This is a genomic window from Brunnivagina elsteri CCALA 953 (assembly GCF_002289455.1).
Lineage (GTDB): Bacteria > Cyanobacteriota > Cyanobacteriia > Cyanobacteriales > Nostocaceae > Brunnivagina > Brunnivagina elsteri.
Genome location: NZ_NTFS01000159.1, coordinates 1 through 13,912 on the forward strand (window position 1 = coordinate 1; position 13,912 = coordinate 13,912).

At 41.2% G+C, this 13,912-nt stretch carries 10 protein-coding genes; 6 read left to right on the plus strand and 4 right to left on the minus strand.

The genetic code is table 11. The annotated features are described in order from the left end of the window. Positions 1-115: 115 nt before the first annotated feature. Positions 116-1,435, minus strand: a complete 1,320-nt coding sequence (rimO, locus tag CK510_RS15045) for a 30S ribosomal protein S12 methylthiotransferase RimO (protein WP_095722479.1) — start codon at positions 1,433-1,435, stop codon at positions 116-118. Between the two features lie 946 nt (positions 1,436-2,381). On the opposite strand from rimO, the gene btpA reads away from it, so the two are divergent. The 4 genes from btpA to CK510_RS15065 all read left to right on the plus strand — a co-directional run bounded on the left by btpA (position 2,382) and on the right by CK510_RS15065 (position 7,886). After that, a complete protein-coding gene (gene btpA, locus CK510_RS15050; RefSeq protein ID WP_095722480.1) occupies positions 2,382-3,230 on the plus strand; it encodes a photosystem I biogenesis protein BtpA in 849 nt (282 codons plus the stop codon). A 103-nt stretch (positions 3,231-3,333) separates the two neighbouring features. Beyond that, a complete protein-coding gene (locus CK510_RS15055; protein ID WP_095722481.1) occupies positions 3,334-4,371 on the plus strand; it encodes a vitamin K epoxide reductase family protein in 1,038 nt (345 codons plus the stop codon). Positions 4,372-4,874: 503 nt separating this feature from the next. Continuing rightward, positions 4,875-7,070: a CHASE2 domain-containing protein gene (locus CK510_RS15060; protein ID WP_095722482.1), complete on the plus strand. Its 2,196-nt coding sequence runs from the start codon at positions 4,875-4,877 to the stop codon at positions 7,068-7,070. Between the two features lie 579 nt (positions 7,071-7,649). Continuing rightward, complete coding sequence (locus tag CK510_RS15065; RefSeq protein ID WP_095722483.1) at positions 7,650-7,886, plus strand: hypothetical protein; 237 nt, start codon at positions 7,650-7,652, stop codon at positions 7,884-7,886. A 44-nt stretch (positions 7,887-7,930) separates the two neighbouring features. Here the strand turns inward: CK510_RS15065 and nadB are convergent, their stop codons facing one another. The 3 genes from nadB to CK510_RS15080 form a co-directional block, all read right to left on the minus strand. Further along, positions 7,931-9,640, minus strand: a complete 1,710-nt coding sequence (gene nadB, locus CK510_RS15070; RefSeq protein WP_095722484.1) for an L-aspartate oxidase — start codon at positions 9,638-9,640, stop codon at positions 7,931-7,933. A gap of 137 nt (positions 9,641-9,777) precedes the next feature. Continuing rightward, positions 9,778-10,218, minus strand: a complete 441-nt coding sequence (gene psbU, locus CK510_RS15075; RefSeq protein WP_095722485.1) for a photosystem II complex extrinsic protein PsbU — start codon at positions 10,216-10,218, stop codon at positions 9,778-9,780. Between the two features lie 236 nt (positions 10,219-10,454). Next, the gene (locus CK510_RS15080) at positions 10,455-11,210 is read right to left on the minus strand and encodes a DUF3120 domain-containing protein (RefSeq protein WP_095722487.1); all 756 of its coding nucleotides are present in this window, start codon (positions 11,208-11,210) and stop codon (positions 10,455-10,457) included. Between the two features lie 281 nt (positions 11,211-11,491). Here CK510_RS15080 and CK510_RS15085 point away from each other — a divergent pair, with 281 nt between their 5' ends. Together CK510_RS15085 and CK510_RS15090 are read left to right on the plus strand one after the other, a co-directional pair. After that, positions 11,492-12,403 carry an undecaprenyl-diphosphate phosphatase gene (locus tag CK510_RS15085; RefSeq protein ID WP_095722486.1) on the plus strand — a complete coding sequence of 304 codons (912 nt, stop codon included), beginning with the start codon at positions 11,492-11,494 and terminating at the stop codon, positions 12,401-12,403. A gap of 128 nt (positions 12,404-12,531) precedes the next feature. Then, entirely contained in the window at positions 12,532-13,863 is a 1,332-nt protein-coding gene (locus tag CK510_RS15090; protein WP_095722488.1) for a TIGR03279 family radical SAM protein, read from the plus strand. Positions 13,864-13,912: the final 49 nt, after the last annotated feature.

The following is a 13,912-nucleotide window of genomic DNA, read 5'->3' on the forward strand; positions in this document are numbered from 1 at the left end:
TAACGGGTTAATGGGTATTAGATATTAGTTAATTGGTAACGGTTTAATTAGTATTGGTGTTAGGTGATTGGTTCTGTTACCACTAATCACTAACGATTAACAATTAACTACAAATTCAGTTATTTTCGATTTGACCGTAAAGGTCATATGCATCTGCACTTTGAATTGCAACTGGGACGATGGTTCCCAATTTGGCTTGCCCACGAACGTATACAAGCCCATCGACTTCTGGGGCAAAGCGACTCGAACGACCGACTAATTCTCCTGTTTCGGGATTTTCCTGTTCAATCAGGACATCCACAATTCGATTAATTTGTTTTTGGTTGTTTCGGAGTGAAATCGGTTGCTGAAGCGCCATTAAGGCATCGCGCCTTTGTTCCATTACTTCTTGTTCTATTTGGTTAGGTAATGTGGCAGCTTTTGTTCCTTCCTCTGGTGAAAAAGTAAATACTCCAACATGGTCAAATTCATGACGTTGGACAAATTCCATCAAATGGTCGAAGTGAGCGTCGGTTTCTCCAGGGAAGCCGACAATAAACGTTGTCCGCATTACCGCATCTGGAATTGCGGCTTTGATGCTTTCAATAATTGCATCATTAACCCGTCCTTGCCAGGGACGATTCATTGCACGGAGAACGTCTGGGTGTGAGTGTTGTAAGGGCAAGTCTAAGTAAGGCAAAACATTTGGAGTTTGTTGAATTGCCTTGATCACATCGGGAGTAAGTCCTGTTGGATAAGCATAATGCATCCGAATCCACGGAATGTCAACTTTCCCCAAAGCAAGTAGCAATTCGGCTAATTGTGGTTTGCCATATATATCTAAACCATAATTGGTAGTGATTTGGGAAATCAAGATAATTTCCTGCACCCCTTGCGAGACTAGTTGCTTCGCTTCTGCCACTATCGATTCAATAGTACGCGATCGCTGGTTTCCCCGTAGATGGGGAATGATACAAAATGCACAACGATAATCGCATCCCTCTGCAACTCTTAAATAAGCTACACCTTCGGTAGTTGTCCGATAGCGCGGTGTAAACTCATCCGCAATATATGTAGGTTCGGCGCTAACTTCTTTGACTCGTTCGCCATTCTCGGCACGCTGAATCACATCGACTATCTTGTGATAATCGCCAGTTCCAACTACAGCCACGGCTTCCGGCAACTCGTCCAATAATTGCTCTTGGAAATGCTGTGCCATGCAACCAGTAATGACTATCTTTTTATTCGCTTCCGCCAAATCGACTAAGGTTCTAACGGATTCTTCCCGTGCTGCCTGGATAAAACTACAGGTGTTGACAATAACGTAATCGGCTAAATCTTCATTACTATCTACGCCGTAACCCGCTTCTACAAGCAGCCCCAGCATATGTTCTGTATCAATTCGGTTTTTCTCGCAGCCTAGATGAGAAATTGCAATCGTTGGCTTATCACCCATATATTGAGAATTTCTTCCGGTTTTTCTTGTTTGTCAAAAATAGAAACGGCATTATCTGCTGGCTATTTTTGAACATTTGCTATTGAAATGAAACAGTCATGAAAAAGTTAAATATCCAAATGCTTTCTTCTTGCTCAGTCATGTACTGCTAAACGCAGGAACCATGCCCTTAAACAACTTCGAGAACATGTTATGATGTGTGGAACTAACTGCTTTCCAGAGGAAAAACAAAGATTCTTAGGGTAAATTATTCGCTTGTTACTTTTATTTAAAAAATAGCTGTTGGTATTTTACATTACCGCAGCTACTGCGCTGTAAATCTACCCGTCGGGAAGTCGCCCTCTGGATGACATCAATAAATTGTCATAAATGCAAATTTATAGATGCCTGTGGCGTATTCAAAAGGATGTCGCAACCCTGGGTAAATCGCAAGCGCAATTAGAAAAAACGCTCACGGTAATGCAACCTTTGCTTGGGAAAGCATGAAACTGCGGGCTGCTGGTGACCAACTCGTTAAGTGACGCGATTATCCTTTCAAAACTCATTACACCACAACTAACTTCTCAGAGAGTAATTTAGTTTCAGGTAATTGTATAGAAGGTAACAGTTCCGCCAAAAAATGGAAATGTTGCGTCGGATGAGTGGCAAGCTCCTCTTGTAGCCAGATTCCATCTTAACATATCTTATGGAAGGTTTAACGAGAAATTCCTCCTTAAGAGGGACGCATAAAACCGACCACTAGTAAAAAGTTTTTTTTTACTAGTTTTTGCGATCGCTCAGGGTTCAAAATTAAGGGTTAATGGTAATAGACCCATAGACTCTGGAATGCAAGTTCCTAAATGGTACGGTAGTTGTGAGAAAAGGAAAACCCTCCCAAGTACTACTCCGACTCTTCCAATTGGGGATTAGCTCCTATGGACTCCGCAAAACGGTTTAATTAAAAGACGTGGACTTATATCAGTTATTTAAAACCCGAACACCAATTATTGGCGTGGTTCATCTTCTACCACTGCCAACCTCACCCCGTTGGGGAGGAAATTTAAAAGCGGTGATTGACCGTGCCGAACAAGAAGCAGCAGCCCTTGCTAGTGGGGGTGTTGATGGTATTATTGTCGAGAATTTTTTTGATGCACCATTTACTAAAAATCAGGTCGATCCAGCAGTGGTAAGTGCCATGACAGTGGTAGTGCAGCGAATCCAGAATTTAGTGACACAGCCAATCGGTTTAAACGTGCTGCGGAACGATGGAAAAAGTGCATTAGCGATCGCAAGTTGTGTACGGGCACAATTTATTCGTGTCAACGTACTTACAGGAGTCATGGCAACCGACCAAGGACTGATCGAAGGGGAAGCCCATCAATTATTACGATATCGGCGCGAATTGGGCAGCGATGTCAAAATTTTTGCCGACGTACTAGTCAAACATGCCCGTCCCTTGAGTTCTCCCAACCTAACGGTTGCCGTCAAAGACACCATCGAACGGGGATTAGCTGATGCTGTAATTCTATCAGGATGGGCAACAGGCAGTCCCCCCGACTTGCAAGACTTAGAACTAGCAACCTCAGCAGCCAACGGTACACCTGTATTTATTGGTAGTGGAGCAAGTTTGGACAATATTGCTACACTAATGCAGGCTGCGGACGGAGCGATTGTTTCCAGTTCGCTGAAACGGCAAGGAAAAATTGAGCAACCAATCGATCCAAACCGCGTCAGTCAATTTGTGGAAGCAGCCCGTCAAAGCCGCAATTTCAAAGACGAGAGTAAATCAATACCCTCCGTAAAATTACATTTGTAAAATAGGAAAAAGGGGAAGGGAAAAGGTAATAAGGTGGAAGGCAAAATTCCTAACTCCTAACTCCTAACTCCTAACTCCTAACTCCCAACTCCCCTGAAGATTTATGATTCGCCGACGTTCTACTCCTTGGATTCATCGCTATTCGCGGATTATTATTGCTGCGATCGCAGGACTTGGTACCTTGACCACTGCCTATCTCACCTATGAGAAGCTAACCAAAGGTACTGTTGCTTGTATTGCCGAAACTGCTGGAAAAGCAGGCTGTAATGACGTTCTTTCTAGCCCTTGGGCAGAAATTCCCGTTGGTTCGGGTATCCCACTGCCAATTTATGGACTTTTGGCTTACCTGAGCATGGTGATATTTGCCTTGCTACCCCTGGCAATTAAACCGGAAGAAAATAAAGAGCAGCGCAAAAAGCTGGAAAATGTGACCTGGCTGCTATTACTGGTTGGCGCGATCGCCATGACCGTTTTTAGTAGTTATCTAATGTTTGTCATGGCATTCCGCATCCAAGCTGTTTGTCCCTACTGCATTGCCTCAGCCACATTTTCCCTCTCGTTTTTGGTACTGACTATTATTGGTCGTTCCTGGGAAGATTTTGGGCAAATATTCTTCACCGCAATCATTGTGGGGATGGTGACACTGATTGGAACTTTGGGTGTTTATGGCAGTATTGGCAAAGGTGGAAAACTTGAACTCGGAAAAGTTTCACCAGAAGCAGTCCAAATTGGCAAAGGTGGAAAAATTCTATTCGATCCGACTCCCGGTAAAGTTGGAGAACCCAATCCTGAATTTGGCTGGGAAATTACAACGACTTCCGGAGATGCGGAAATTCAATTGGCACAGCATTTAGTTAAATCTGGGGCTAAAGAATACAGTGCTTTTTGGTGTCCCCATTGTCACGAGCAAAAATTAATCTTTGGCAAAGAAGCTGAAAAGGTTCTTTCCGAAAGCAATATCAAAGTAGAATGCGCTGCTCAAAGTCCAAAAGGAAAACCACAAGATTGCCAAGCGGCAGGTATTAAAGGCTTCCCCACTTGGATTATTAACGGGAAGCAATATAGTGGCGTACAGAATTTGGATGAATTAGCCAAAGTCACAGGTTATACCGGACCACAAAACTTTAAATATTTCAAGTAAGTCGGTAATAAAATTTTTCTTTTAGACTCAGGTACAGCAGAACTGTACCTGATTTATTTTTTATAGGCGTTTTTTTAATACCCAATTCCCAATTTGACTTCTTATTCAGTTGATTATTAATAACTTAAAGCTAATATATACATATTTATGAGCTATTAATAAAACTTCCGAGGTTTTACATTCAAGTTGACACGAGTGTGAGAAGATTACATTTTCCAATTTGCTTTGATGACAATGTTGACAAAGCCCAAGGATGCCAATACACCTATAGTTGTCACTGCATGGTAAACCTCGTCCATGATGAAACTCGGAGTTTTTTTAGCGATTCAAATCTGTCATTGCTACGTAAGGTAGACGCTAACGCGGCTACCTTCGGAAGTCACTTCGTGCCTACCCGCAGGGTAGCAATCTCAAGGTCTTTATGGAAACTACAGTTCTCAAGATAGACGAGGTTTAACTATACTATCCAGGGATGAAAAAAGTCTACTGATTGAGTGATGATAATGACTAAGCACCTAGACAAACGCCTGAGGATATTATTGTTGGAACTAAAGCTGCCCTCAATCAAAGGAAAAAGAGAGTTAGTTGCAACTTTTGGCGTTGCGATCTTCATTATTGCGTTGCGATCGCTAGGTTTATTACAATCATTTGAATGGGCAGCTTGGGATAGATTTTTTCAGATGCGCTCTTTGGAACCAGCAGATGAACGCATTACAATTATAGAGATTGATGAATCTTCTTTGAGGTCAGTTGGAACTTGGCCTTTACCCGATCAGATTATTGCCAAACTATTAACTAAATTAGATCAATATCAACCTCGCATCATTGGCTTGGATATTTATCGTGATTTAAAGGCTGGAAATGGTCGGGAAGATTTAGCTAAGGCTTTTAAAAAGACGAATGCGATCGGGATTGAAACACTATCGCGGAATCAGGAACAGCAGGCTTCTCCACCTGATAATTTAGATAGAAATCGGGTTGGTTTTAATAATCTTGTCTTTGATGCAGATGGTAAAATACGACGAAATTTACTCTATTGGCATATCGATAATCAGCTTCACGAGAGCTTTTCATTAAAATTAGCAAAGGAGTATCTCAAAGTTGATAATATTACTCCCAAGGCTTCTCTGAAGAATTCCGAATATTTACAATTAGGTAAAGCTGTATTTAAACGTTTTCAACCCTCTGACGGTTCTTATATAGCTGCTGATAATAAAGGCTATCAAATCCTAACAAATTTTTCTTCATCGAGTTGTGAAACCTGTAAACCAGAACCTTGGGGTTTTCGCAAAGTTCCATTACGGGAAGTTCTAGCTGATAGAGTACCGGAAAATTGGATACGCGATCGCATTATTTTAATTGGTTCGACTGCTCCTTCTTTGCAAGACTACGTACAGACTCCCTTTTCGAGTCCCCTAATTGGTACAGCAAGGACAATGGCAGGTGTGGAGTTACAAGCTCATTTTACCAACGAGTTGGTTGCAGCTGCACTCGACGGTAGACCCTTAATCAAAGTTTGGTCAAATTCATTAGAATGGTTGTGGATTATCGTTTGTGCTTATTTAGGTGCTATTACTAGATGGCGAATTAAAAGTATTACTGCCAGTTTTTCCACAATTGTAGGCTTATGCTTTTTATTTACTGTTTGCGCTTTTATCCTATTTCTCGATGGTTGGTGGATACCAATCATGCCGGGATTAATTGCTTTGTTGGGTTCAACCTTGGCAGCTACTTGTCAAATAGCTTACATTCAAGATGAGTTGAAACGCTCCAAAGAATTTTTAGATCAAGTCATCAACACAATTGCCGATCCTGTTTTTGTTAAAAATAAGAAACATAAGTGGATTGTTTTAAACGAAGCTTATTGTAATTTAATTGGCTACCGCAAAGAAGAGTTATTAGAAAAATCCGACTATGACTTTTTCCCTAAACATCAAGCTGATGCTTTTCGTGCTACCGATGAACAAGTTCTGCAAACCAAACAACCCCACGAAATCGAAGAAGAATTAACCGATTCTAGGGGTAATACTTACTCAATTGCCACCAAGCGATCGCTTCACAAAGATGCTGCGGGTAATTATTTTTTAGTTGGGGTAATCCGGGATATTACCAAACGCAAGCAAATGGAGGAAGACTTAAAACGTTCTGCTGCTGAGTTATTCCGCTCCAATAGTGAACTCAAACAACGAGAAGACCGTCTCCGTTATCTAGCCTATCACGACCCCCTGACTGGTTTACCCAACCGCAAATTATTCGCCGAACAAATCGAAGAATCCCTAACTTGGGCTAAAACCAACGATTTGATGGTAGCGCTGTTATTTATTGACTTAGATGGTTTCAAACAAGTCAACGACACCTTAGGTCATGAAATGGGCGATCGCTTATTAGTTACTATTGCTGGGAGACTAAGTAATGTCCTCCGTGTTAGCGATACGGTAGCCCGTCTTGGTGGTGACGAATTTATAATTATTCTCCGGGCAATACCTAAAGAAGATGTCGCCGCAAGAGTCGCTGAAAAAATATTAATTGCGATCGCAGAACCAATAGTCCTAGAAAATAATGTCGCCAGAGTCTCTGCCAGTATCGGTATCAGTATTTACCCACTCAACAGTCAAGATGCAGAAACATTGATTAAACAAGCTGACTCTGCCATGTACCGCGCTAAACACATGGGTAAAAATCGCTACGTATTCGCTTAGTAATTAGATATTAAGCATCAGCTAATCGCAGTTTGGAAAGTCTAGTTTTTAACCACCCACAGTACAAGTACGAGTTTTTACTTAGGTTAATAGAAAACTTAATACAAATATTAATTATTGCATGTATTAAAATATCTAATACTTGCCATTTTGGCAACATGTCATCCTGGAAAATCGGTATTTTTGAGATATGAATATCCTGAATATTCGAGTAAAAACTTGAATCAAGGGTAAATTTACTGGAATTCGTATTCGGGTAGACAGAGTAATTCTACGGAAAATGACTAAGATGCTGTGAAATAGAAGTAGTTTGATATGCAAGAACTTGTTTATTGTGTTATCGCTTCATCACCCCTAAGGGTGATGTAAAAAGGGGGTTAATGCTTTAATGTTTTTTGTAGGATTTGCTATCCGAGATTACCCTTTGGTAATTTTCACGGAAGGTTTCTAAACAAAAAAAAGCCGATCTGATAAAAACCAATTACTCGATAAATTTTTTAATTTTCAAAATTTTTTAGTAGTGTTACTTAACAAAATCGCAAGTTAAGTAGCTATAAAAACAGGGGGTCTACTGAGCTTATGTTAGCAAGTTTAAGAATAACTAGTGCGATTATATTTTTCATTGGAGCGCATTTAATATTACCAAGGATTGCTGATGCCGCTAAATTCAACTACGCAGGAAGAAGCAACAACCTTATTATCAAGGTAGATTACCGAACTACAGAACCAGTTCAATTGGAATCTCCATCTGGTGACGAGTATCAACCACCCAATTATGGTGGACCAGATAGCGAACATGGAAGTGGGACGCGTTAATAACTGCCTAATTATACATAAGAAAACGACCCATCGGGTCGTCTTTACTGTTTTTTGCGCTGGGTCGAAGATTTGAACCAGGTGTTGTTTTGTACTAATGTATGTGCTTCCCAATCGATTACAGGTTCGGGAAAATCGAGACGATAATGCCCACCTCGGCTTTCGGTTCTGAAGGCAGCACTTTTAAGAATTAGGTAGGCTATATCTAGGAGATTTTGGGTTTCTGCCCACGATCGCAAATATTTTTTAGCTTGAGGTATGTGGATAGAATCGGGGAAAGTGGCTGAATCACCGGGATTTAAAGTAGTTATAAATTGAGTGATTGGTAATGCGGCAAATTCACGCTGCCAAATTTCAGTCAAAGTAACAGCATCTGCCATACTTTGCTGTTGTCTGCAAATACCAGCACTTTGCCACATCAAACGGGGAATATTTTCCCGCAAGTCGTCGAGATAGGCTTGCATTTTCAGACATTCGTCTGCGGAAATATCAAAATATGCAGATTGATTTGAAGATGTAGATACTGTCAAATTCTTACCCATTGCCAACACCTCATCTTCGATATTTGCCATCTGGGCGCCAAAGACAATGCACTCCAGTAAGGAATTACTCGCCAAGCGATTAGCTCCATGTACCCCAGTACTAGCGGTTTCCCCCACTGCATAAAGCCCTGGAATATTGGTGCTATTATTCAAATCTGTGACAATGCCACCCATCCAGTAATGTGCTGCCGGAGCCACAGGAATCGGTTCTGAGAACACATCTATTCCCCAGTGCTGGCAGACTTTGACGATATTGGGGAAACGATGACGGATTTTGTCAGCAGGGATGGGACGCATATCCAGCCAGACATTGGCTGTGGCTGGGTCAGAGGCTGTTTTTTGGAGATGGTTGAAAATAGCTCGACTGACGACATCTCGGGGGGCTAATTCCCCAGCTTCGTGATAGTCAAAGGTGAACCGTCTTCCTGTATCGTCAACTAAATGTGCCCCTTCACCTCGTACCGCTTCGCTAATTAAAAAGTGGTCTGCACCAGGTTTAGTCAGGGAAGTGGGATGGAATTGGACAAATTCTAAATCCCGTAAAATCGCTCCATTGCGCCATGCGATCGCAACTCCATCCCCAGTACTTACCGCAGGGTTCGTTGTTTGTGCGTATACTTGACCTCCACCACCAGTTGCCATAACAACGGCTGCTGCTTTTACCCAAGTGATGCGCCCTTGGTAAAATAGGCTGATTCCCTGGCAGCGTCCGGTTTCTGGATGTAGCCACAAGGAGATAGCTAACGCCTGCTGAATCACCTCGATATTTGGGCGTTTGAGAACTTGCGAGGTTAAAGTTGTAGTCACTTCACGCCCCGTTGTATCGGCAGCATGGAGAACACGGTGACGGGAATGAGCCGCTTCCAGAGTTAATGCTAAATTCTGATTGTCACGGTCAAAAGCGACACCAAGATTTACTAAAGACTGAATACAAGCAGGGGCATGTTCAGCGAGAAATTCGACAGCAGTGCGATCGCACAACCCCGCACCAGCTCGCAAAGTATCTTCAACATGCAACTTCGGTGAATCTTCCGGGGAAACAGCAGCAGCAATACCACCCTGTGCCCAGTCACTAGCAGATAAGGAAACAGTTTCTTTAGTAATCAAGCCAACACGCAGGCTTTCGGGTAAGCAGAGTGCGGTATAGAGTCCAGCCGCACCCGCACCTACTACTAAAACATCGAAGCGATCGGGAATGTTGTTCTCAGACAAGGTAGTAAATTGGGCAACGGGAAAAAGTTAGGAATTAGTAGTTTGGAGTTTGGAGTTTGGAATGTAGAGACGCGATATATCGCGTCTCATAGGGGATTAGGAATTATGAATTCCCTATCCCCCATACCTAGTATTATTTATCTGTAAATACCGTTGTTATAACGGTCGTCTCCTTCAGTAAAGACACTGTTAACTTCAGTAACTCTAAAGTTATCGAAGTTTTTTTGCAGAATTTGCTTTTGACGTTCGCTTAATCCTTGAATATTCAAAACGTCTTCTACATCCTTGTAGGGGGCATTTTGAACAATTTTGCTTGCGAGCGTCGGATAAAGTCCGGGGAAGCGCTGAAAAGAAGCAATATTGGTATTATTTAAATCGATTTGTTTACCATAAACCTCTGCCAACGCATCATCTGCCCGGTTTCGCAAATCTTTAAATTCTTCAACTGCAAGAACGGGTACAGATTGAAATGAAAAATGGTCAAATGTGCTAGCTTGGGCAGGTTGAGCAGTTCCCAACCATCCCAAAGATGCTACCAACAAACTCAGCATTGATAATAAACGCGCCAATCGTTTCACGATGTTTCTACCTCTTTACCATCGAACAAAGAACAAACAGGACGAGTAACAAACTTCTATTGTTAAATTAAAACACAGCAGTTATCAGACACTAATATACAGCGAATTAACACCCAAAACACTTACCGCTTAGGGGTTTGGCTAGGTTTATTACAGAAAATTAACTAAAATCCATAAACTTCGCTACATTTAATGACATTTTTGCTAAGTTATGTAATTTCTCAGAAGGATGATTTTCAGGCAAAAACAGCAGCTAACAAAAACAGGGTATCAACTAAAATTGTGCTGAAAACAGCGCCTCCAAAAGCATACCAATGATTTTGCTGTCGAACTAAAGGTAAAAATCCGACCGATAATAATAGAACTCCCAAAATTACTGCCCATAATTGCCCTAAAGGAGTCTGTACCTGGACTAAAGCGGCTTTTAATATTGACGGTACAATTTCCGCTTCCACATTCATTATCTGCCGCCAGTAAGGCATTAAGTTTGTTAAATAAAAGTAAACATCGGTTAACACAGTTCCAAATAAAGAACCTAAATAGAACCAGTTACCAACTTTGCCCCAACCTCGATACAAACACCAAACAGCAAAAGGTAGTGCGATCGCTTCTACAGGTAAATGCCAGAGGGGTTCCCAACGCAACCAACCCCAATAGATTGAACCTGTTAACCAACTCCAGCTAAAGCCGAATAATAAGTCCCCCCACACATATGTATCCTTGCGGGATATTAAGAATAAACTCAGCCAAACCCAAAACCCTGTCAAAGCAACACTTACCCAAGGTAAAATCCTGACCAAAGGTGCTTCGATAAATACTGGCACTGTGACTAAAAAAACTGATGTACTGAAAATGAGAAGAGATAGGGGAGGAGTGAGGGAGTAAGGAAGAGATATGGGGATAACTGCGAGTTCTTTCTCACAATCTTGTATATCTTCCTGAATGGTTTCTAATGTGGTAGTTGTATATGGGGACAAGCTTGTATTAATCAAAGCAGTATTAAGCACATTTTTAATTTTGTCTTTAATTTTAATATTTGTTACTTAACTTTATCTTATTTAAGATAAAATAATCAAAAATCCCCCCCAGGGGCATTGTTATTATACATAAATATTGGATGTGGGTAAAAGAGATAGACGACCCACCGGGTCGTCTCTACGTTTGCCGATTGCCTTTCTTTAGAAATATGTCTCCCGGAATAACTGACTATGAGGACGTAAAGTTGGATAATTCGTTTTTGTATGGTTACACAGTTATTTCTGGAGTCTAGTTAATGGGGATAATATTTGTTACGGGTGGAATTGATTTTTTACATCCTGTGGGAAATCACTTAATGCAAGTTGCTGGTAGCACTGCGACAAACGAACCAAGTTTGATTGTGAAGGTTGTCCAAGGGTTCGTTTTGGGCATAGTTCAGGGGATTACGGAGTTTTTGCCTATCAGCAGTACGGCACATTTAATCATATTTAGGGATGTTTTACACTGGGATGCTTGGAAAAAGGAAGCTGTTGATGGGATTCAGCTTGGTAGTGTGTTTGCGGTATTGATGTATTTTTGGAATGATATCCGCAATATTTTTGAAGGTGCTTGGTTGGCATTTCAGCGCAAAGAATGGCAGCGATATGAATGGAAGATGCTTGTGGGGATTGCAATTGGGGCTGTTCCTGCATTGTTGGGTGGTTTGGTACTGAAAGTTCTCAAAGTCGAGTTAGAAAGTCCATTAACGATCGCAATTATGTCAATTGTGATGGCAACGCTTTTGGGTTTAGCTGAAAAAGTTGGTTCCCGTAAGCGTGGTTTTGAGGATGTAGAGGTTAAAGATGGGATAATTGTCGGTTTGGGACAGATGATAGCGCTTCTACCTGGTGCTTCCCGTTCGGGTTCAACGTTGACAACTGCTTTATTTATGGGTTTGCAGCGACAGACGGCAGCCAGATTTTCATTTTTGTTAGGTTTACCAACACTTGCGATCGCAACTTTGGTTCAAGCTAAAGATGTTCTCCAAGTACCGGATATGTTCTTACCCCTGACAGTCGGGATTATTTCCACGTTTATATTTTCCTATTTATCAATTGCTTGGTTACTCAAATTCCTGCAAAGTAACAGTAACTGGGTATTTGTTTGGTATCGTTTAGCATTTGGGACAACTATTTTAATTGCGATCGCACAAGGAATATTTAAATAATTGGTGATTGAGCAATGGGTCATAGGGTAATAGATAATAGATGATGGGTAGTGGCTGGTTGGAAATACCGAGCGGATACAATACATTGCCCATTGCCCATTGCCCATTTGCCTAATGCCCATTATCCTATGTCTATCCGTCCTGCCCTAATCACAAAAGTATTATCAGATTCAATCGCTGCCGAAATTGGCTTTGATGCTGGAGATGCGATCGTTAGCATCAATGGTAGTCAACCCCGTGATTTAATTGACTATAGATTTTTATGTGCGGATGAATTTCTCGAACTCGAAGTTTTAGATACATCGGGGAAGACTCATCATGTTGAGATTGAAAAAGATTATGACGAAGATTTAGGACTTGAATTTGAAACCGCACTTTTCGACAATTTAATTCAGTGCAATAATAAATGCCCCTTTTGTTTTATTGACCAGCAACCACCTGGTAAGCGCGATAGTTTATATTTCAAAGACGACGATTACCGTCTCAGTTTCCTTTACGGTTCCTATCTCACTCTCACCAATTTGTCTACAAGAGAATGGCAGCGTATTGAAGCAATGCGATTGTCTCCTTTGTATGTATCAGTACATGCAACCGAACCCGATGTCAGAATTCGACTACTCAAAAATCAACGCGCTGGGGAAATATTAGAGCAAATTAAATGGTTTCAAGAGCGAAGATTACAAATACACGCACAAGTTGTATTATGTCCTGGTATCAATGATGGCAAGCACTTGGAACAAACCATTAGGGATTTAGCGTCGTTTTATACACATGACTTGCCTGCTGTGGCATCCGTGGCTGTGGTTCCTGTGGGTTTAACCCGGTTTCGTCCATCGGAAGATGAGTTAGTACCTGTTACCCCAGAAAAGGCAAAAGAGGTGATTTTACAAGTGCGGAGTCTTCAGGAAGAATTTCGTCAGCAGTGGGGTTATCCCATTGTTTGGTTAGCAGATGAGTGGTTTTTGATTGCTGGTGAGGAGTTACCATGTGAATCTGAGTATGGGGATTACCCACAAATTGATAATGGTGTCGGTTCAATTCGCTTGTTTCTCAAACAATTTGATGCGATCGCAGATAAGTTATTACCAGCAAGTTTGTCTGTAAAAAAATCAAGCCGAAAGTTTACTTGGGTAGTTGGAAATGCGGTTGAGATGGCGTTTCAGCCAATTTTGCAGCGTTTAAATTCGGTTGAAGGATTAGAGGTTAAGATGTCTGCTTTGTCAAGTGACTATTGGGGACAAAATATTAGTGTGACTGGTTTGTTGACGGGACATGATTTGTTATTTAAATTACAAGGGCAAGAATTTAATGATGGAATTTTATTACCAAGTGTCATGCTCAAACATGGTGAATCGCTGTTTTTAGACGATATAAGTGTTGAGGATGTTGCTGCTAAATTGAATACAAAAATTATTTCAGTAGCAGGTGTGGAAGAATTAATAAATACCTGTATTAATTAAGCTGTTAATGATAAGCTTTTTTTTGCAGAAGATAGAAGTCGGAATACAA